The organism is Haemophilus influenzae (assembly GCF_900475755.1).
In the GTDB taxonomy this organism is placed as follows: Bacteria; Pseudomonadota; Gammaproteobacteria; order Enterobacterales; family Pasteurellaceae; genus Haemophilus; species Haemophilus influenzae_D.
On the sequence record NZ_LS483411.1, the window covers coordinates 154,642 to 174,606 of the forward strand.

Below are 19,965 nucleotides of genomic sequence, written 5' to 3' on the forward strand. Positions count from 1 at the left end.
AACAATTATTGTCCAAAACCCTTAAGGTTTGCTTTTTTCAACGCAGATTCATATTGAGAAGACATTAAATGACTTTGAACCTGAACGATGAAATCCATAATTACAACGACTACAATTAAAAGAGATGTTCCACCGAAGTAAAATTTAACATCCCAAGCCGATGTCATAATATAAGGAACTAAACATACAAACGTTACATAGAGACCGCCAATTAATGTAAGACGAGTCATCACTTTATCAATATAACGTGATGTTTGTTCACCGGGTCTAATTCCTGGAATAAATGCACCAGATTTTTTTAGATTATCTGCTGTATCACGAGGATTATATTGCATTGCTGTATAGAAAAAACTGAAGAAAATAATTGCGACAGCATAAACAAGCAAATAAAGTGGCTGACCAGGATTCAATAACATTGATAAATTATTTAACCATTCAAATTTATCATTTTGCCCAAACCATTGTGTTAATGTAGCTGGGAATAAAATAATACTTGAAGCAAAAATTGCTGGCATTACATTTGCCATATTCACTTTCAATGGTAAATGTGTTGAATGACCACCTAAAATTTGACGACCTTGCTGACGCTTCGCATATTCAACGCGAATTCTACGTTGTCCTCTTTCAACAAAAACAACAAAATAAGTTACTGCAAATACAATAGCTGCGATCAGAAGAAGAACTAATGGATGCATCTGTCCTTGACGAGCCTGCTCAATAGTTTGAAGAATAGCCGATGGTAAACCAGCTACAATACCGCCAAAAACAAGAATTGAAATACCGTTACCAATACCTCTTTCAGTTATTTGCTCACCCAACCACATAAGGAACATTGTACCAGTGACTAAACTAACAACTGAAGTAAAGTAAAAACTAAATCCAACATTTGGCACTAAGCCAGACAACATATTTGGTAAACCTGTTGAAATAGCTACTGCCTGAATCGTTGCAAAAACAACTGTCGCATAACGAGTATATTTAGAAATTTTACGCTGACCAGCAGCACCTTCTTTCTTTAATTCTGCTAAAGCAGGAGAAACCGTTGCAAGCAATTGAATTACAATAGATGCCGATATATATGGCATGATTCCTAATGCTAAAATGGATGCACGGCTTAGAGCACCACCAGAGAACATGTTAAACATGTCAATGATAGTGCCTTTTTGTTGTTCAACTAATTGAGCTAGAACAGCCGCATCAATACCAGGAACCGGAATGAATGAACCAATTCGATAAACGATAAGTGCACCTAAAACGAAAAGTAATCGGCTTTTTAATTCACCTTTACCGCTATTAGTACTTCTTGCTTGATAACCTGGTTGTTTAGCCATTTGCTAATTATTCCTCAATTGAACCACCAGCAGCTTCAATTGCTGCTTTTGCACCTTTAGTTACACGTAAACCGCGTACCGTTACTGCAGATTTCACTTCTCCTGCTAAAATTACTTTAGCGAATTGGATATCTTTAGTTAAGATATTTGCTGCTTTTAATGTTTCTAAAGTTACTACATTACCTTCAACTTTGGTTAATTCATTTAAACGAACTTCTGCAGTCACTGCAGATTTCATTGAAGTAAAACCAAATTTTGGTAAACGACGGTATAACGGCATTTGACCACCTTCGAAACCGCGACGAACACCGCCACCAGTACGAGATTTTTGACCTTTATGACCGCGGCCACCAGTCTTGCCTAAACCTGAACCAATACCACGACCGAGGCGTTTAGCACTATGCTTTGCACCTTCAGCCGGAGATAGAGTATTTAAACGCATCTCTTACTCCTCCACTTTAACCATGTATGAAACTTGGTTAATCATACCACGTACTGCAGGCGTATCAATTAACTCAACAGTGTGGTGCATATGGCGAAGACCAAGACCACGCAAGGTAGCTTTATGCTTCGGTAAACGAGCAATTGAGCTACGAACTTGTGTTACTTTAATAGTTTTAGCCATTATTCATTACCCCAAGATTTCATCAACAGTTTTACCGCGTTTTGCAGCAACCATTTCTGGTGATTTCATATTTGCTAATGCATCAATAGTTGCACGAACAACGTTAATTGGGTTGGTAGAACCATACGCTTTAGAAAGAACGTTACGTACACCTGCAACTTCCAATACCGCACGCATTGCACCACCAGCGATGATACCTGTACCTTCGCTTGCTGGCTGCATAAATACACGTGAACCAGTATGAACACCTTTAACTGGATGTTGTAATGTACCTTCATTTAAAGCGACATTAATCATATTGCGACGTGCTTTTTCCATCGCTTTTTGGATCGCTGCTGGAACTTCGCGCGCTTTACCATAACCAAAACCTACTCGGCCATTACCATCGCCCACCACAGTTAATGCAGTGAAACTCATAATACGACCACCTTTTACAGTTTTTGATACACGGTTTACTGCGATTAGCTTCTCTTGCAGTTCACCAACTTGTTTTTCGATGTTTGACATCTCAATTTACCTCATTAGAACTGTAGACCAGCTTCACGTGCAGCGTCCGCTAAAGTTTGGACACGACCATGATATTTAAAACCGGAACGATCAAAAGCAACAACTTGAACGCCTTTTGCTAATGCGCGTTCTGCAACAGCTTTACCTACTGCAGCAGCTGCATCTTTATTACCGGTGTATTTTACTTGCTCACGAATTGCTTTCTCAACAGTTGAAGCAGCGGCAAGCACTTCTGAACCGTTTGGTGCAATAACTTGTGCATAAATATGACGTGGAGTGCGGTGAATAACTAAACGAGTTACACCTTGCTCTCTCATCATATGACGTGCACGAGCTGCACGACGGATACGAGCTGATTTCTTATCCATAGTGTTACCTTAATTATTTCTTCTTAGCCTCTTTGATACGCACTACTTCATCAGCGTAACGTACCCCTTTACCTTTATAAGGTTCAGGACGGCGATAAGCACGAATATCTGCTGCAACTTGACCGATCAACTGTTTGTCTGTACCTTTCAACACGATTTCGGTTTGAGATGGACATTCTGCTGTAATACCTGCCGGCAAAGTGTGCTCTACTGGGTGAGAATAGCCTAAACTTAATGCAATTGCATTGCCTTTAAGTTGAGCTCTGTAACCTACACCCACCAATACTAATTTTTTAGTGAAACCTTCAGTAACACCGATAACCATTGCATTAACTAATGCACGTGCAGTACCCGATTGAGCATTTGCTTCAACAAAACCTTCACGTGGAGTGAACGTAAATTGTCCGTTATCTTGTTTTACTTCAACTGATTCATGAATTTTGCGAGATAACTCGCCATTTTTACCTTTTACTGTTAATAGCTGACCGTCGAGTTTAACTTCAACGCCGGCAGGAATATTAACAGGTGCCTTTGCAACACGAGACATTTTCCTACCTCTCTATTAAGCTACATAACAGATGATCTCACCGCCTAAACCTGCTTGACGAGCAGCGCGGTCAGTCATAACACCTTTAGATGTAGAAATAACTGCAACACCTAAACCGCCCATAACTTTTGGTAATTCATCTTTACGTTTGTAAATACGAAGACCAGGACGACTTACACGTTGGATGCTTTCTACAACTGGTTTGCCTTGGAAATATTTTAAAGTAATTTCCAATTCAGGTTTAGCACCTTCTAAAACTTTTACGCTTTCGATATAACCTTCAGCAGCTAATACATTGGCAATTGCCACTTTTAGCTTGGAAGAAGGCATATTGATTGCAACTTTGTTCGCAGCTTGACCGTTACGAATACGGGTCAGCATATCTGCGATTGGATCTTGCATACTCATTGTACTTTTTCTCCGATTCCAAAATAAAGTGGTATATTACCAGCTCGCTTTTTTAAGGCCAGGGATTTCACCGCGCATTGCAGCTTCACGAACCTTAATTCGGCTTAAACCAAACTTACGTAAAACGCCATGAGGACGTCCAGTTTGGCGGCAACGGTTACGTTGACGAGATGGGCTAGAATCACGTGGTAAAGTTTGTAACTTTAACACTGCATCCCAACGATCTTCATCAGAGGCATTGACATCAGAAATGATTTTCTTTAATTCAACACGTTTTGCGTAGAATTTTTCAGCCAATTTAACGCGTTTTACATCGCGTGCTTTCATTGATTGTTTAGCCATTATAACCTGCCTTATTTACGGAATGGGAAATTAAAGGCAGCAAGTAGTGCTTGACCTTCTTCATCATTCTTAGCAGTAGTTGTGATAGTGATATCTAAACCACGTACACGATCTACTTTATCGTAATCGATTTCAGGGAAGATGATTTGTTCACGCACACCCATGCTATAGTTACCACGACCATCGAACGATTTCGCGCTTAAACCGCGGAAGTCACGAATACGTGGAACAGCAATTGTAATTAAACGTTCAAAGAACTCCCACATACGCTCACCGCGTAGTGTTACTTTACAACCGATTGGATATCCCTGACGGATTTTAAAGCCAGCAACAGATTTACGAGCTTTAGTTACTAAAGGTTTTTGACCGCTGATTGCTGCTAAATCCGCTACTGCGTTGTCTAGCAATTTTTTGTCGGTCAATGCTTCACCCACACCCATATTCAGGGTAATCTTTTCGATTCGTGGGACTTGCATGACAGATTTGTAGCCGAATTTATTTTTTAATTCACTTACTACTTGATCTCTGTAGTAATCATGCAGTTTCGCCATCGCATTACTCCAGTTTGTTAGATAATTTCATTGTTAGATTTGAAGAAACGTACTTTTTTGCCGTCTTCGAATCTAAAACCTACACGGTCAGCTTTATTTGTTTTAGGATTGAAAATCGCAACATTTGAAGCATCAATTGCAGCTTCTTTTTTTACTAAACCACCAGCTTTTCCTAATGCAGGAACTGGTTTTTCATGTTTAGTAATGATGTTGATACCTTCAACAAACACTTTACCGTTTGGTAACACTTTAGTTACCTTGCCACGTTTGCCCTTATCTTTACCAGTAAGAACAATTACTTCATCATTTTGACGGATTTTAGCAGCCATTACATTCCCCTTACAGTACTTCTGGAGCTAAAGAAATGATCTTCATGAATTTCTCAGAACGAAGTTCACGAGTCACTGGTCCAAAAATACGAGTACCGATTGGTTGCTCAGTGTTATTATTTAAAATTACACAAGCGTTACCATCGAAACGAATAACTGAGCCATCTGGGCGACGAACACCCTTCTTGGTGCGCACAACAACTGCTTTTAATACATCACCCTTTTTTACTTTACCGCGTGGAATTGCTTCTTTTACAGTAATTTTGATGATGTCACCAATCGCAGCATAACGACGGTGCGATCCACCTAGAACCTTGATACACATTACGCTGCGAGCGCCTGAATTATCAGCAACATCCAGCATAGTCTGTTCTTGGATCATATTAGTGCTCCGTTAAGATTAAAAAAACACCCTTTCGGGACGAACCCATCCGCACTACTCAGATAGAATGGCGGACAGGCGACGGATTCTATCAAAAGAAAAAGAGAAAGGCAATGATAATTTACCTTTATCCTCTCAACTCGTTTATTAAAAGTGCGGTTAAAATTTACAAGATTTTGAATGTAAAAAAGCCAATGGATTAACCATTGGCCTTTCATTGTTATATTGTGAATTAAGCGATTACCGCTTTCTCAACAACGCGAACTAAAGTCCAAGATTTGGTTTTTGATAGAGGACGACATTCGCGAATCTCTACGGTATCACCAACTTTGGCTTCATTATTCTCATCGTGTACGTGTAATTTAGTTGTACGACGGATAAATTTACCATATAAAGGGTGTTTTACCTTACGTTCAATAGCAACAACGAAAGATTTTTCCATTTTGTCGCTAACAACTTTACCTTGTACGCTACGAATTTTATCAGTCATTACTCACCCGCCTTTTCGGTTAATACAGTTTTTACACGTGCAATATCACGACGCACTTGTTTAGCCTGATGGGTTTGTTGAAGCTGACCGGTGGCTGTCTGCATACGCAACTTGAATTGTTCACCTAAAAGGTTTACTAATTCAGCATTCAGCTCTTCAACACTTTTTGTACGTAAATCTTGAGCTTTCATTACATCACCGTCTTAGTTACGAAAGTGGTCTTAACTGGCAATTTAGCAGCTGCTAATGCAAATGCGTTTCTTGCTACTTCTTCAGACACACCATCCATTTCATAAAGCACTTTACCCGGTTGGATTAAGGCTACCCAGTACTCAACGTTACCTTTACCTTTACCCATACGGACTTCTAATGGTTTTTCAGTAATTGGTTTATCTGGGAATACACGAATCCAGATTTTACCTTGACGTTTTACTGCACGTGACATTGCACGACGTGCCGCTTCAATTTGACGAGCGGTTAAACGACAACGACCAACTGCTTTTAAACCGTAAGTACCGAAGCTAACTTCAGTACCGCCCGCGATACCACGGTTGCGGCCTTTGTGAACTTTACGGAATTTTGTACGTTTTGGTTGCAACATTTAGCGTTTCTCCTTACTTACGACCTTTACCGCGAGGAGCCTTTTTAGACTTGTCGGTAGGTTGTTGTTCTGATTGCGCAACGGCAGCCATTCCACCAAGAATTTCACCTTTGAAGATCCACACTTTAACGCCGATTACGCCGTAAGTTGTGTGAGCTTCTGCAGTGTTATAATCGATGTCCGCACGAAGAGTATGTAGAGGTACACGACCTTCACGATACCATTCTGAACGTGCGATTTCTGCACCACCTAAACGACCGCTAACCTCAACTTTGATACCTTTAGCACCTAAACGCATTGCGCTTTGTACCGCACGTTTCATTGCACGACGGAACATTACACGACGTTCTAATTGAGAAGCGATGCTATCTGCAACTAATTTCGCATCTAATTCAGGTTTTTTCACTTCAGCAATGTTGATTTGAGCAGGAACGCCAGCGATTTTAGACACTGCGTTACGTAATTTTTCAACATCTTCGCCTTTTTTACCGATTACGATACCAGGACGAGCTGTGTGAATAGTTACACGAATACTTTTAGCTGGACGCTCAATAGTAATACGTGAAACTGAAGCATTTGCTAATTCTTTATTTAAGAATTTGCGTACTTTGAAATCGCCTTCAAGATTGTCAGCGAAGTCTTGTGTATTCGCGAACCAAGTAGAGCTCCAAGGTTTAACAATACCTAGGCGAATACCATGTGGATGTACTTTTTGACCCATTGCTATTCCTCTACTTATTAACGATCTGACACAACCACAGTAATGTGGCTAGTACGTTTTAAAATACGATCTGCACGACCTTTAGCACGTGGCATAACACGTTTCATGCTAGGACCTTCATCAACGAAGATTTTAGCAACTTTAAGATCATCGATATCTGCACCGTCATTGTGCTCTGCGTTTGCAATAGCTGATTCTAAAACTTTCTTCACTAAAGCTGCTGCTTTTTTGTTAGTGAAAGTTAAGATTTCTAATGCTTGCGCAACTTTTTTACCACGAATTAAATCGGCAACTAAGCGAGCTTTTTGGGCAGAAGTGCGAGCGTAACGATGTTTTGCAATAGTTTCCATCTATTTACCTCTTATTTCTTAGCTTTCTTATCTGCCGCGTGACCGCGGTATGTACGAGTCGGTGCAAATTCACCAAGCTTATGACCGATCATTTCATCAGATACATAAACAGGAACGTGCTGACGACCATTATGGACTGCGATGGTCAATCCGATCATTGATGGAATGATCATTGAACGACGGGACCAAGTTTTGATTGGTTTTTTATCCCCGCTTTCCACCGCCTTCTCTACCTTCTTCAACAAGTGTAGGTCAAGGAAAGGACCTTTCTTGAGAGAACGTGGCATGGCTAATCCTCTTTAATTTAATCTATTATTTGCCACGACGACGTACGATATATTTATCAGTACGCTTGTTGTGACGAGTTTTCTTACCTTTAGTTTGAACGCCCCAAGGAGTTACTGGGTGTTTACCAAAGTTACGACCTTCACCACCACCGTGTGGGTGATCTACTGGGTTCATTGCAGTACCACGAACTGTAGGGCGAATGCCTCTCCAGCGGTTAGCACCAGCTTTACCCAATACGCGAAGCATATGTTCTGAGTTACCAACCTCACCGATTGTTGCAACACATTCAGCTAATACTTTACGCATTTCGCCAGAACGTAAACGTAAAGTTACATAGTTGCCTTCACGTGCGATGATTTGTACATAAGCACCAGCAGAACGAGCGATTTGACCGCCTTTACCTGGTTTTAATTCAACGTTATGTACTGTTGAACCAACTGGGATATTACGCATTGGTAATGAGTTACCCACTTTAATTGGTGAGTTTATGCCAGCTTGGATTTGATCGCCTACTGACAAACCTTTAGGTGCTAAGATATAACGGCGTTCACCATCTTTATAAAGCACTAAAGCAATGTTAGCAGAACGGTTTGGATCATATTCTAAACGCTCAACAACCGCTGGGATGTCTAACTTGTTACGTTTGAAATCGATTAAACGGTAGTGTTGTTTGTGACCGCCACCAATGTGACGAGTAGTAATACGACCATAGTTGTTACGACCACCAGTTTTAGATTTAGTATCTAGAAGAGGTGCGTAAGGTTTACCCTTGTGTAATTCAGGGTTCACGATTTTAACAACGTGACGACGACCAGCGGAGGTCGGCTTACATTTAACGATAGCCATTCTCTAATTTCCTCCGATTACTCTGCACTGTCCACGAAGTCCAAATTTTGGCCTTCGGCTAAAGTTACATAAGCTTTTTTCCAGTCGCTGCGACGACCCATTTTGTTACCACGGCGTTTAGTTTTACCTTTAACAACCACAGTACGAACAGAGTCAACTTTTACTTCAAATAATTGAGCAACAGCAGCAGCAATTTCAGCTTTGTTCGCATCTAAAGCAACTTTAAGTACAACAGTGTTAGATTTTTCAGCATTGTTCGTTGCTTTTTCAGAGATGTGCGGTGCACGTAGCACGCTTAGCAAACGTTCTTGACTCATGCTAGGATCTCCTCAATTTGTTTCACAGCGTCAACAGTAACAATCACTTTATCGAAAGCGATCAAGCTAACTGGATCGATACCTTGAACATCACGTACATCAACTTTATATAAGTTACGTGCTGCTAAGAATAGATTTTCATCTAAACTTGCTGTGATAATTAACGCATCTTCAACGGCTAAATCTTTTAATTTTTGTACTAAAACTTTAGTTTTTGGTGCATCTAATTCGAATTTTTCAACAACAACCAGACGGTCTTGACGAACTAATTCAGAAAGAATGCTTTTGATAGCACCACGGTACATTTTCTTGTTCACTTTTTGGCTGTGATCTTGTGGTTTAGCCGCGAAGGTTGTACCACCAGAACGCCAGATTGGTGATTTAATATCACCAGCACGAGCACGACCTGTACCTTTTTGACGCCAAGGTTTTTTACCTGAACCAGACACTTCAGCACGAGTTTTTTGCGCACGAGTACCTTGACGCGCACCTGCTGCATAAGCAACAACAACTTGGTGGATCAACGCTTCGTTAAACTCACGTCCGAAGGTAGTTTCAGAAACAGTGAGTGCGTTTGCACCTACAACTTGTAATTCCATCTCTATCTCCTAGACTTATGCTTTAACTGCTGGCTTAACGATAACATCGCCATTAATAGCACCAGGCACAGAACCTTTTACTAATAGCAATTTACGCTCAGCATCTACACGAACAACTTCAAGTGATTGAACGGTTACACGCTCAGCACCTAAATGTCCCGCCATTTTTTTACCTTTAAACACACGGCCTGGAGTTTGGTTTTGACCAATAGAACCAAGTACACGATGTGATAAAGAGTTACCATGTGTAGCATCTTGAGTACGGAAATTCCAACGTTTAACACCACCTTGGAAACCTTTACCTTTAGAAGTACCGGTAACATCTACTTTTTTAACATCTGCAAAGATGTCTACATTGATTTCTTGACCTAAAGTGAATTCTTCACCTTCAGTACGAAATTCCCATAAACCGCGACCAGCTTCAACACCTGCTTTCACGAAATGGCCTGCTTCAGGTTTAGTTACACGATTCGCTTTTTTAGAACCAGTAGTAACTTGAACTGCAGTATAGCCATCGTTTTCAAGAGTTTTAACTTGAGTTACGCGGTTGGCTTCGATTTCGATAACGGTAACTGGTACAGAAACACCGTCTTCATTGAAGATACGGGTCATACCAACTTTACGACCGACTAAACCAATCATTGTAATAACCTCTTAATTAACCTAGGCTGATCTGCACGTCCACGCCGGCAGCCAAATCTAAACGCATTAATGCATCAACAGTTTTTTCTGTTGGCTCTACGATATCTACTAAACGTTTGTGTGTACGAATTTCGTATTGGTCACGTGCGTCTTTGTTTACGTGTGGAGAAATCAACACGGTGAAACGCTCTTTACGAGTTGGTAAAGGAATTGGACCACGAACTTGTGCACCAGTACGTTTAGCTGTTTCTACGATCTCCGCAGTAGATTGATCGATCAAACGGTGATCGAAAGCTTTTAAGCGGATACGGATTCTTTGGTTCTGCATTAGACCAGAGCTCCAATAAAATTTAGCTAATAAAAAAACTAACACCAATCACAATTCTAACTTCAAAATAGAAAAGGAGGTGCAAGTTACCTGTTATATAGTCTCCAAATCGGAAACATTGTTCAGCGTGACATATCGTCATGCTCGTTTAATAAATGATTACATTAAACGGCTTTCATATTGAGAGCTCGTAGATTCTATAGAAAGACAACCCTATTTGCAAGCTTTTATTTTCACTATTTTGTTGGTCTAAAAGCCTCTAATAATTTATCAAAAATATATTCTTCAAGATGTGTGTAGACCGTTTTTCTTTGACGACATAGTGTCACTTTCCACGGAACAGGACTTTCGATTTTACGACACAAAAATTCTTTTGAATGATAAAGCTCAGCCATAGGTAACGGTAGAATAGTTAATAATTCTTTGTTTGTTTTGACCGCACTTAGCAGAAAATCCCAACAGCTCGAATCCAAAACAATATCTGGATAACAATTATTGCGCTCAAAAGCTTCCTTCAAATGATGATGAATCATAAATGTTTGATCAAAAATTGCCATTTTCTGGTGATGTAAATCGGCCCATGTGATTTGTTGTTTTTTTGCTAAAACATGCTTTGGTGAAAGAAATAAGGCTAATTCAGAACTATGAATTTCAATTGAATCAATAATATTTTTTGATATTCGCTCGGGATATAACAACACGGCTAAATCAACTTTATCTAAAAGAAGTTCACTCTTTAGAGCATAAGCTCCAATTTCTTTAATAATGAAATTAATATCTGGATTCTTAAGAATAAGATTAGGCAATACAGAAGAAAACACGGCTGATAAAACTAAGGGAGGAATACCAATTGTTATCGTGCCTTTCTTACAATCTTTTGATTTATAAAGATTTGTTCTCATATCATTGTAACGCTTGATCACTTCTTTTGCATCACGATAATAATTTTCCCCCGCAAAGGTTAGTCCAATAATTTTTCCTGATGCCCGTTTAAATATCTGAATATTTTCACGATTCTCAAACTCTGTAATCATCATACTTAATGCAGGTTGAGACACATATAAATTTTGAGACGCTCGGCTTAAATTAAAATCATTATCTACGATTGAAACAAAATATCTTAGATGCCTAATATCCATCATTTTCATCCCCATAAGGACTGCCATTTTTATAAAATATAGCACAAGGATTGTTTAAAACACTATCAAAATAACTTATACCCGCCTAAGAAAAATGTATTTCTTTTACGAAATTTTTTTTGCTATTTTCAATATCAATCTAGTTCCTTTACCGCCTATCAAGGATCATCACAAGAAACATATCCATTTGAAATATAAGATACTTATTTGTTGATATTCTTTCTTTTAATCTCGTTATTAGGAGGTCTCTATGACACAAAAACATCTTAAGCTTAATAATCTAAATCAACACCTACATGATGGTATGAGCATCATGTTTGGTGGATTTATGGGTATCGGCACTCCAGCCAAACTTGTCCAACAAATCTTAGATTCTGGCGTAAAGGATCTCACACTCATAGGCAATGACACAGCCTTTATTGACACTGGCGTAGGCCCTTTAATTGTAAATAATCGAGTCAAACGTTTAATTACATCCCATATTGGTACAAATCCAGAAACTGGTAAAAAAATGATTGCTGGTGAAATAGATGTAGAACTCGTTCCACAGGGTACCTTAGCTGAACGGATTCGTGCAGGTGGTGCTGGATTAGGTGGTATTTTAACACCTACGGGTGTCGGCACTGTTGTTGAAGAAGGAAAACAAAAAATTCAAATTGATGGCAAAGAATATTTGCTTGAACTCCCACTAAAAGCTGATATTGCCATTATCCATGCTCAAAAAGGTGACATGAATGGCAATTTAGCTTATGAATTATCTGCTAGAAACTTTAATCCACTCGTTGCTTTAGCAGCCAAAACTGTCATAGCCCAAGTTGATAATCTACTAAAGGTCGGTCAGTTACCCCCAGATGAAGTCATCACGCCAGCCGCATTAATTGATTATATTGTTTGTTCAGAATAAGGAGAACGCCATGAATGCAAAAGAATTAATCGCTCGCCGAATTGCGATGGAATTACATGATGGAGATATTGTTAATCTCGGTATTGGTTTACCAACACAGGTTGTTAATTATTTACCTGATAATGTCAATATTACACTTCAATCAGAAAATGGCTTTCTTGGTTTAACTGCATTTGACCCAGAAACTGCTAATTCAAACTTAGTAAATGCTGGTGGTCAGCCTTGTGGAATTAAAAAAGGCGGCGCTACTTTTGATAGTGCTTTTTCCTTCGCTTTAATTCGTGGCGGTCATGTTGATGCCTGTGTGCTAGGTGGACTTGAAGTTGATCAAGAAGCAAATCTCGCTAACTGGATGGTGCCTGGAAAAATGGTACCAGGAATGGGCGGAGCAATGGACTTAGTGACTGGTGCAAAAAAAGTGATTATTGGCATGGAACATTGTGCCAAGTCAGGTTCCTCAAAAATTCTAAAGAAATGTACATTACCGCTCACAGCAAGTAAAAAAGTTGCCATGGTGGTTACCGAATTGGCAGTATTTAACTTCATTGAAGGCAGATTAGTTCTAAAAGAACATGCTCCTCATGTGGATTTAGAAACAATTAAAGCCAAAACAGAAGCCGATTTCATTGTTGCCGATGATTTCAAAGAAATGCAAATCAGCCAGAAAGGACTTTAATTATGATTAATCGCGTTTCTCGTTTTATGACGACATTCGTCAGTAAATACCTGCCAGACCCACTTATTTTTGCCGTGTTACTCACCTTTGTCACATTCATTTGTGCTTGGGGATTAACCGATAGTACACCTGTTGATTTAGTTAATATGTGGGGTAATGGCTTTTGGAATTTACTTGGTTTTGGTATGCAAATGGCATTAATTGTCGTAACTGGTAATGCTCTTGCAACCTCACCACAAATTCGTAAGTTTCTTTCTACAATCGCTTCAATAGCAAAAACACCAGCACAAGGTGTTGTCTTAGTTACGTTTATGGGTTCAATTGCCTGTATCATTAACTGGGGCTTTGGTTTGGTCGTTGGTGCGATGTTTGCAAAAGAAGTCGCGCGGAGAATAAAAGGCAGTGACTACGCCTTACTGATTGCCTGCGCCTATATTGCATTTATGACATGGGGTGGAGGTTTTTCAGGCTCAATGCCACTTTTAGCCGCAACACCAGGCAACCCAGTTGCTCATTTAATGGTGAGCGAAAGCAACCCACAAGGTATTATTCCTGCAGTTAGTACGCTTTTCTCTGGGTACAATATTTTTATCACGTTAAGTTTAGTCATTTGCTTGCCTTTCATTACCTATATGATGATGCCCAAAAATGGCGAAGCAAAAAGTATTGATCCAAAACTTATTGCGCCCGATCCAACATTTGATAAAAAATTGGATAAAGATGCAACACTTGCTGAAAAAATGGAAGAAAGTCGCTTCTTAGCCTATACAATCGGGGCATTAGGATATAGTTACCTCGGTATATATTTCTACAAAAATGGATTCAATCTCACAATTAATAATGTAAACCTTATTTTCTTAATCACAGGAATTGTGCTTCATGGCTCACCAATGGCCTATATGCGAGCAATTATTAATGCCACACGAAGCACAGCAGGGATCTTAGTGCAATTCCCATTCTATGCGGGTGTGCAACTAATGATGGAGCATTCAGGCTTAGGTGGTTTAATCACCGAATTCTTTATCAATGTTGCTAACAAAGATTCTTTCCCATTATTAACCTTCTTTAGTTCTGCCTTTATTAACTTTGCAGTGCCTTCTGGTGGCGGTCACTGGGTCATCCAAGGACCATTTGTTATCCCTGCTGCTCAAGCATTAGGTGCAGATCTAGGTAAGTCTACAATGGCAATTGCCTATGGTGAGCAGTGGATGAACATGGCTCAGCCATTTTGGGCATTACCAGCACTGGGTATCGCAGGGCTTGGCGTGAGAGATATTATGGGCTTCTGCATGACCGCACTTATCTTCACCGCACCAATTTTTATTATTGGTTTATATTTCTTATAGAAAAGGAGTTAAAAATGGAAAATGTTGTTATTATTAGTGCAGTTAGAACACCGATCGGCAGCTTTAATGGTGCATTATCTTCCGTAAGTGCGGTTGATTTAGGTGCAATTGTGATACAAGAAGCCATCAAACGTGCCAATATTGAAAGTGCATTAGTTAATGAAGTCATCATGGGGAACGTATTACAAGCAGGACTAGGGCAAAATCCAGCCCGTCAAGCAGCATTAAAAGCAGGAATAGAGAAAGAAATCCCTTCTTTAACAATCAATAAAGTATGTGGATCTGGTCTAAAAAGTGTCGCATTAGGTGCACAGTCTATTATCAGTGGTGATGCTGATATTGTTGTTGTGGGTGGCATGGAAAATATGAGCCAAGCACCTTATCTTTTAGATAGCAAAGTACGACAAGGCGTCAAAATGGGTAATCTCACATTAAGGGACACAATGATTGAAGACGGACTAACTTGTGCTAGCAATCACTATCATATGGGGATTACTGCCGAAAATATTGCAGAACAATATGGCATTAGCCGCCAAGCACAAGATGAACTCGCATTACGTTCACAAACCTTAGCATCTCAAGCCGTGCAATTAGGTGTATTTGATAAGGAAATTGTCCCTGTTATGGTAAAAACTCGCAAAGGAGACATTATTGTTTCACGAGACGAGTATCCTAAAGCAGATACCACAGCTGAAGGTTTAGCTAAATTAAAACCTGCTTTCAAAAAAGAGGGTACTGTCACCGCAGGTAACGCTTCTGGCATTAATGATGGTGCTGCAGCACTTATTTTAGTTAGCGAAAGCAAAGCTCATGCACTTGGATTAAAAGCCATTGCAAAAATTAGAAGCTATGCCAGCGGTGGGGTAGATCCATCTGTTATGGGATTAGGTCCAGTTCCAGCAACGCAAAAAGCATTGAAAAAAGCAGGAATAAATCTTGATGATATCGATCTGATAGAAGCAAATGAAGCCTTTGCCTCACAATTCTTAGGTGTTGGCAAAGATCTCAATTTGGATATGAATAAAACCAATATTCATGGTGGAGCTATCGCACTTGGGCATCCAATCGGCGCGAGTGGTGCAAGGATTTTAGTAACGTTATTGCACAATCTTATCGAAAAAGATAAAAAACTTGGGCTTGCTACACTTTGTATTGGCGGTGGTCAAGGTATTTCTATGATTGTAGAACGCTTATAACCATTTACTTCCTAAACTACAACAGCGAAATATTTCACTTCTAACTAAAAAAGCGAATTTCTTTTAAGAAATTCGCTTTTCTTTTGATATCCAATTATTCTTTCCTCTCCATCATCGCAATATGCCTTGTCGCGGCAATCCACGCCCCAACATAGCCCATAATTAAACAGCACACTAATAGGAATATAAATTCGCCAACGCCTAATCCATTCAAACTGAATTGGACGGCAAAAATATCCGTTACATATTTCACTGCAGAGGTAAAATAGCTGATAATAAAACTACTAAAAATTGCAGCGGCTAATCCACCTAATACAGCATAAATCATCCCTGTATAAAGGTAAGGACGGAGAATAAATTGATCTGTTGCACCAAGCAATTTCATCACATCAATACTTGATCGGCTACTATACACATCAGAGCGGATACTGTTACCAATAACCAAGAATACCGCTATCGCCATTAATACAGTGCAGAAAATTGCCACATGGGCGATTAACCAAGAAAGTGCGGTTAATTTTTCCATCCAATCGTTATCCAAGCGAACTTCTTGTACCCCTTTGATTTTATTTAAATTGGTACGTAACTCATCACGTTTTTCTGACACATTAAATTCGCTCGTCGGTTTTACCATCACGACCGCAGGTAATGGATTATCATCTAAAATTTCCAATTCTTCTCCAAAGCCAGACCAGCTTTTAAATTCCCTCAAGCTTTCTTGGCGAGAAACATAATTAAGGGATTCCACCCCTTCTTGCTGACGAATTTTCTCTACCACTAAATTCGCATCTTCTTCACTTAAATTTTTGTGAAGATAAATCGTCAATTCACTTTCAGGATAAAATTGAGTGGTCGCTAAATGTAAATTTTTCCACATTAAATAGCTCACGGTTGGGATTGTCAGAGACACAGCAATAACCAAAATCGTGAGCAGCGTGCCAAATTTACGTTGCCATAAATCTACCCATACTGCACGCAAAGTATAGGCTGTTTGAACAAAAACAGATGCATCCGTTGATCGGCTCATGATTATTCCTTAATAACGTAAATAACCTTGTTCAAGCACAAGACAAGGTTTTGGTTTTTGTTGAATTAAATTAATGTCGTGAGTAGCAATTAACACTGTCATTCCGAGACGATTAAATTCTTCAAACAAATTAAAAATGCCTAAAGAAAGTTCATCGTCTAAATTACCCGTTGGTTCATCTGCTAATAAAAGTTGAGGTTTATGTACAATCGCACGCGCAATATCAACGCGTTGCTGCTCCCCGCCTGAAATTTGTGGTGGCAAATAGTGGGCTTTATTACGCAATCCTACACGATCTAAAGATGCCATTGCTCTAGTATTCGCATCTTTTGGATGCATACCTGCAATAATCAATGGCAATGCCACATTTTCCACCACAGTACGATCTGTTAATAAACGATAATCTTGGTGAACCATACCGATTTGGCGACGCAAAAATGGAATTTCATATTTTGACAAGCGAGTAATATCGTGCCCGTTAAACCAAATCTGACCAGCATTGGCTTTTTCCATTCCCATAATAAGCTTGAGTAATGTACTTTTCCCAGCGCCTGAATGCCCAACTAAGTAAGTCATACTTCCCACTGGAAGATGAAAATTCAAGCCTTGTAACGCTGGCTGCGTTGCACCATGATAGGCTTTAGAAACATTTGAGAACTTAATCACAATTTTTCCTTATTCTTTTTATTCTTCTTCATGAATGAATAATGCTTCAATAAATTCCTTGGCATTAAACTCACGTAAATCTTCAATTTTCTCGCCTACACCGATATAGCGAATAGGCAACTTAAACTGATCGGCTATGGCAAAAATCACACCACCTTTTGCCGTACCGTCTAATTTTGTGAGTGAAATTCCTGTTAAACCCACAGCTTCATTAAATAATTTCGCTTGGCTAATGGCATTTTGTCCCGTGCCAGCATCCAGCGTAAGCATAATTTCGTGTGGCGCAGTTTCATCATATTTTTTCATAACACGAACAATTTTTTTCAGTTCGTCCATTAAGTTATTTTTATTCTGAAGACGACCCGCCGTATCCGCAATAAGAATATCAATATTGCGTGCAGCCGCTGATTGCATCGCATCAAAAATTACCGATGCAGAATCAGAGCCAGTGCTTTGCGAAACAACTGGAATATGATTACGTTCTCCCCAAACTTGAAGCTGCTCAACGGCCGCTGCACGGAAAGTATCGCCCGCCGCAAGCATCACTGATTTTCCTTCAGACTGAAATTTACGTGCAAGCTTACCAATTGTCGTCGTTTTACCTACGCCATTTACGCCCACCATTAAAATCACATAAGGTTTTTTCGTGCTATCAATCTCTAAAGGTTGTGCTACTGGCTCAAGAATATCCGCCATTTCTACTTTTAATTGTTGATATAAAAGCTCGGCATCTTGTAATTCTTTGCGACTTGCGTGTTCAGTCAAATTTTTGATGATTTTACTTGTTGTCGGCACGCCAATATCCGCAATCAAAAGTTGTTCTTCTAATTCTTCAAACAACTCATCATCAATTTTCTTTCCTAAGAAAAAACTACGAAAACCCGCGCCAATATTTTGTTTAGTTTTCAGTAATCCCTTAACTAAACGACTAAAAAAGCCCCCTTCACTTGGCTTTTCGCGAGTTTCAATTTCAACAACGGGCTGAAGATCATCTTCTAAATTTTTCGCTTCGATGATTTCTTCGACTAGCTCAAGTGCAACTGGCTCAAGTGCGGTTGAAATTTCCTGTATTTTTTCTTCTTCGACTAAATCATTAGCTTCAAATTTTTCAATAGACGGCTCGACATCTTTAATCTTTTCTTCTTCAATTTTCGGCTCAATTTTAGGTTCATCTTGCTTTTTATTACGCCCAAATAACGATGCCCAAAATCCGCCTTTTTTATTTTCTTCAGCCATAAAATGCTCTCTTAACTGTAATCCGATAAAAATGTCGTTTATTCTAGCAAAAAATCGTCTAAACTAAGCACAATTTTCAATAAAAATCGAATCTTTATGAAAAAAATACAAACGCCAAATGCAAAGGGCGAGGTTCGCATTATTGCTGGGCTATGGCGAGGTCGAAAACTTCCAGTATTAAATTCTGAAGGCTTACGCCCAACTGGCGATAGAGTGAAAGAAACGCTTTTTAATTGGTTAATGCCTTATATCCACCAATCTGAATGTTTAGATGGCTTTGCGGGGAGTGGTTCATTAGGTTTTGAAGCACTTTCTCGCCAAGCGAAAAAGGTGACTTTTTTAGAATTAGATAAAACCGTCGCCAATCAATTAAAAAAGAATTTACAAACGCTCAAATGCTCATCAGAACAGGCTGAAGTGATTAATCAAAGTAGTTTGGATTTTCTAAAACAGCCACAAAATCAACCGCACTTTGATGTCGTGTTTTTAGATCCTCCCTTTCATTTTAATTTAGCAGAACAAGCAATTAACTTGCTTTGTGAAAATAATTGGCTAAAACCCAATGCGTTAATTTACGTAGAAACAGAGAAAGATAAACCACTCATCACACCAGAAAACTGGACGTTATTGAAAGAAAAAACCACAGGAATGGTAAGATATCGTTTATATCAGAATTAGAGAGAAAATTATGTTAGATATTGTTTTATATGAACCAGAAATCCCACAAAATACCGGTAACATTATCCGCCTTTGTGCCAATACAGGATTTCGCTTGCACTTAATTGAACCCCTAGGTTTCACTTGGGATGATAAACGCTTACGCCGCTCAGGTTTGGATTATCACGAATTTGCGGAAATCAAACGCCACAAGACTTTTACAGCCTTTTTAGAAAGCGAAAAACCCCAACGTCTCTTGGCACTCACAACAAAAGGCAGTCCAGCACATAGCCAAGTAAAATTTGAACTTGGGGATTATTTAATGTTTGGCCCAGAAACTCGTGGCATTCCGATGTCAATTTTAAATGAAATGCCGCTGGAACAAAAAATCCGCATTCCAATGACAGCCAATAGCCGCAGTATGAACTTGTCTAATTCGGTTGCAGTAACGGTTTATGAAGCGTGGCGACAATTAGGCTATAAAGGTGCGGTAAATTTACCAGAAGTAAAATAAACAAAAAAGTGCGGTTAAAATTTAATAAGATT

Annotated in this window: 32 protein-coding genes; 6 read left to right on the plus strand and 26 right to left on the minus strand. The window is 39.4% G+C overall.

Annotated features, from left to right (window positions below):
* Positions 1-5: 5 nt before the first annotated feature.
* The 23 genes from secY to DQN24_RS00855 all read right to left on the minus strand — a co-directional run bounded on the left by secY (position 6) and on the right by DQN24_RS00855 (position 11,711).
* A complete protein-coding gene (gene secY / locus DQN24_RS00745; protein WP_005652382.1) occupies positions 6-1,331 on the minus strand; it encodes a preprotein translocase subunit SecY in 1,326 nt (441 codons plus the stop codon).
* Between the two features lie 7 nt (positions 1,332-1,338).
* Positions 1,339-1,773, minus strand: coding sequence for a 50S ribosomal protein L15 (gene rplO, locus DQN24_RS00750; RefSeq protein ID WP_005648410.1), 435 nt, complete (start codon positions 1,771-1,773; stop codon positions 1,339-1,341).
* Between the two features lie 3 nt (positions 1,774-1,776).
* Entirely contained in the window at positions 1,777-1,956 is a 180-nt protein-coding gene (gene rpmD / locus DQN24_RS00755) for a 50S ribosomal protein L30 (protein ID WP_005543631.1), read from the minus strand.
* A 6-nt stretch (positions 1,957-1,962) separates the two neighbouring features.
* Positions 1,963-2,463, minus strand: a complete 501-nt coding sequence (rpsE, locus tag DQN24_RS00760; RefSeq protein ID WP_005625871.1) for a 30S ribosomal protein S5 — start codon at positions 2,461-2,463, stop codon at positions 1,963-1,965.
* 14 nt (positions 2,464-2,477) lie between these two features.
* Positions 2,478-2,831, minus strand: a complete 354-nt coding sequence (gene rplR / locus DQN24_RS00765) for a 50S ribosomal protein L18 (protein WP_005690393.1) — start codon at positions 2,829-2,831, stop codon at positions 2,478-2,480.
* 13 nt (positions 2,832-2,844) lie between these two features.
* On the minus strand, positions 2,845-3,378 hold the full coding sequence (gene rplF, locus DQN24_RS00770; protein WP_005690391.1) for a 50S ribosomal protein L6: 534 nt from the start codon (positions 3,376-3,378) through the stop codon (positions 2,845-2,847).
* A 15-nt stretch (positions 3,379-3,393) separates the two neighbouring features.
* Positions 3,394-3,786, minus strand: coding sequence for a 30S ribosomal protein S8 (gene rpsH / locus DQN24_RS00775; RefSeq protein WP_005625877.1), 393 nt, complete (start codon positions 3,784-3,786; stop codon positions 3,394-3,396).
* Between the two features lie 36 nt (positions 3,787-3,822).
* Positions 3,823-4,128, minus strand: coding sequence for a 30S ribosomal protein S14 (rpsN, locus tag DQN24_RS00780; RefSeq protein WP_005625879.1), 306 nt, complete (start codon positions 4,126-4,128; stop codon positions 3,823-3,825).
* An 11-nt stretch (positions 4,129-4,139) separates the two neighbouring features.
* Positions 4,140-4,679, minus strand: coding sequence for a 50S ribosomal protein L5 (gene rplE / locus DQN24_RS00785; RefSeq protein ID WP_005625881.1), 540 nt, complete (start codon positions 4,677-4,679; stop codon positions 4,140-4,142).
* A 17-nt stretch (positions 4,680-4,696) separates the two neighbouring features.
* Entirely contained in the window at positions 4,697-5,008 is a 312-nt protein-coding gene (gene rplX / locus DQN24_RS00790) for a 50S ribosomal protein L24 (RefSeq protein WP_005635734.1), read from the minus strand.
* 10 nt (positions 5,009-5,018) lie between these two features.
* Complete coding sequence (gene rplN / locus DQN24_RS00795; RefSeq protein WP_005548786.1) at positions 5,019-5,390, minus strand: 50S ribosomal protein L14; 372 nt, start codon at positions 5,388-5,390, stop codon at positions 5,019-5,021.
* A gap of 232 nt (positions 5,391-5,622) precedes the next feature.
* Positions 5,623-5,880 (minus strand): 30S ribosomal protein S17, encoded by a 258-nt coding sequence (gene rpsQ, locus DQN24_RS00800; RefSeq protein WP_005625886.1) that lies wholly within the window; start codon positions 5,878-5,880, stop codon positions 5,623-5,625.
* Positions 5,880-6,071 (minus strand): 50S ribosomal protein L29, encoded by a 192-nt coding sequence (gene rpmC / locus DQN24_RS00805; protein ID WP_005625888.1) that lies wholly within the window; start codon positions 6,069-6,071, stop codon positions 5,880-5,882. Before rpmC ends, rpsQ begins: the two co-directional genes overlap by 1 nt.
* Positions 6,071-6,481, minus strand: coding sequence for a 50S ribosomal protein L16 (gene rplP, locus DQN24_RS00810; protein WP_005625890.1), 411 nt, complete (start codon positions 6,479-6,481; stop codon positions 6,071-6,073). The genes rpmC and rplP overlap by 1 nt, the downstream gene beginning before the upstream one ends.
* 13 nt (positions 6,482-6,494) lie before the next feature.
* Entirely contained in the window at positions 6,495-7,202 is a 708-nt protein-coding gene (gene rpsC / locus DQN24_RS00815; RefSeq protein ID WP_050846564.1) for a 30S ribosomal protein S3, read from the minus strand.
* 17 nt (positions 7,203-7,219) lie between these two features.
* Complete coding sequence (gene rplV / locus DQN24_RS00820) at positions 7,220-7,552, minus strand: 50S ribosomal protein L22 (protein WP_005625897.1); 333 nt, start codon at positions 7,550-7,552, stop codon at positions 7,220-7,222.
* Positions 7,553-7,563: 11 nt separating this feature from the next.
* Positions 7,564-7,839, minus strand: coding sequence for a 30S ribosomal protein S19 (gene rpsS, locus DQN24_RS00825; RefSeq protein ID WP_005539416.1), 276 nt, complete (start codon positions 7,837-7,839; stop codon positions 7,564-7,566).
* A gap of 25 nt (positions 7,840-7,864) precedes the next feature.
* Positions 7,865-8,686 (minus strand): 50S ribosomal protein L2, encoded by an 822-nt coding sequence (rplB, locus tag DQN24_RS00830; protein WP_005652371.1) that lies wholly within the window; start codon positions 8,684-8,686, stop codon positions 7,865-7,867.
* Between the two features lie 17 nt (positions 8,687-8,703).
* Entirely contained in the window at positions 8,704-9,003 is a 300-nt protein-coding gene (gene rplW / locus DQN24_RS00835) for a 50S ribosomal protein L23 (protein ID WP_005632756.1), read from the minus strand.
* Positions 9,000-9,602, minus strand: coding sequence for a 50S ribosomal protein L4 (rplD, locus tag DQN24_RS00840; RefSeq protein WP_005652369.1), 603 nt, complete (start codon positions 9,600-9,602; stop codon positions 9,000-9,002). The genes rplW and rplD overlap by 4 nt, the downstream gene beginning before the upstream one ends.
* 15 nt (positions 9,603-9,617) lie before the next feature.
* Positions 9,618-10,244 carry a 50S ribosomal protein L3 gene (rplC, locus tag DQN24_RS00845; protein ID WP_005632753.1) on the minus strand — a complete coding sequence of 209 codons (627 nt, stop codon included), beginning with the start codon at positions 10,242-10,244 and terminating at the stop codon, positions 9,618-9,620.
* Between the two features lie 16 nt (positions 10,245-10,260).
* Positions 10,261-10,572: a 30S ribosomal protein S10 gene (gene rpsJ / locus DQN24_RS00850; protein WP_001181005.1), complete on the minus strand. Its 312-nt coding sequence runs from the start codon at positions 10,570-10,572 to the stop codon at positions 10,261-10,263.
* Positions 10,573-10,808: 236 nt separating this feature from the next.
* Entirely contained in the window at positions 10,809-11,711 is a 903-nt protein-coding gene (locus DQN24_RS00855; RefSeq protein WP_032822986.1) for a LysR family transcriptional regulator, read from the minus strand.
* A 250-nt stretch (positions 11,712-11,961) separates the two neighbouring features.
* Here DQN24_RS00855 and atoD point away from each other — a divergent pair, with 250 nt between their 5' ends.
* The 4 genes from atoD to DQN24_RS00875 are packed head-to-tail and all read left to right on the plus strand — an operon-like array spanning position 11,962 to position 15,833.
* Positions 11,962-12,615 (plus strand): acetate CoA-transferase subunit alpha, encoded by a 654-nt coding sequence (gene atoD, locus DQN24_RS00860; RefSeq protein WP_040034948.1) that lies wholly within the window; start codon positions 11,962-11,964, stop codon positions 12,613-12,615.
* A 10-nt stretch (positions 12,616-12,625) separates the two neighbouring features.
* Positions 12,626-13,291 (plus strand): 3-oxoacid CoA-transferase subunit B, encoded by a 666-nt coding sequence (locus DQN24_RS00865; RefSeq protein WP_038440343.1) that lies wholly within the window; start codon positions 12,626-12,628, stop codon positions 13,289-13,291.
* A 2-nt stretch (positions 13,292-13,293) separates the two neighbouring features.
* Complete coding sequence (locus DQN24_RS00870) at positions 13,294-14,637, plus strand: TIGR00366 family protein (protein ID WP_061724943.1); 1,344 nt, start codon at positions 13,294-13,296, stop codon at positions 14,635-14,637.
* 14 nt (positions 14,638-14,651) lie between these two features.
* The gene (locus DQN24_RS00875; protein WP_021034696.1) at positions 14,652-15,833 is read left to right on the plus strand and encodes an acetyl-CoA C-acetyltransferase; all 1,182 of its coding nucleotides are present in this window, start codon (positions 14,652-14,654) and stop codon (positions 15,831-15,833) included.
* A 94-nt stretch (positions 15,834-15,927) separates the two neighbouring features.
* On the opposite strand, the gene ftsX is transcribed toward DQN24_RS00875, so the two are convergent.
* The 3 genes from ftsX to ftsY are packed head-to-tail and all read right to left on the minus strand — an operon-like array spanning position 15,928 to position 18,762.
* Positions 15,928-16,860: a permease-like cell division protein FtsX gene (ftsX, locus tag DQN24_RS00880; protein ID WP_111695246.1), complete on the minus strand. Its 933-nt coding sequence runs from the start codon at positions 16,858-16,860 to the stop codon at positions 15,928-15,930.
* 9 nt (positions 16,861-16,869) lie between these two features.
* Entirely contained in the window at positions 16,870-17,526 is a 657-nt protein-coding gene (gene ftsE / locus DQN24_RS00885) for a cell division ATP-binding protein FtsE (RefSeq protein ID WP_005632750.1), read from the minus strand.
* 18 nt (positions 17,527-17,544) lie between these two features.
* Positions 17,545-18,762: a signal recognition particle-docking protein FtsY gene (ftsY, locus tag DQN24_RS00890; protein WP_172453967.1), complete on the minus strand. Its 1,218-nt coding sequence runs from the start codon at positions 18,760-18,762 to the stop codon at positions 17,545-17,547.
* 96 nt (positions 18,763-18,858) lie between these two features.
* On the opposite strand from ftsY, the gene rsmD reads away from it, so the two are divergent.
* Together rsmD and trmL are read left to right on the plus strand one after the other, a co-directional pair.
* On the plus strand, positions 18,859-19,440 hold the full coding sequence (gene rsmD, locus DQN24_RS00895) for a 16S rRNA (guanine(966)-N(2))-methyltransferase RsmD (RefSeq protein WP_111695248.1): 582 nt from the start codon (positions 18,859-18,861) through the stop codon (positions 19,438-19,440).
* 10 nt (positions 19,441-19,450) lie between these two features.
* A complete protein-coding gene (trmL, locus tag DQN24_RS00900) occupies positions 19,451-19,933 on the plus strand; it encodes a tRNA (uridine(34)/cytosine(34)/5-carboxymethylaminomethyluridine(34)-2'-O)-methyltransferase TrmL (protein WP_111695249.1) in 483 nt (160 codons plus the stop codon).
* Positions 19,934-19,965: the final 32 nt, after the last annotated feature.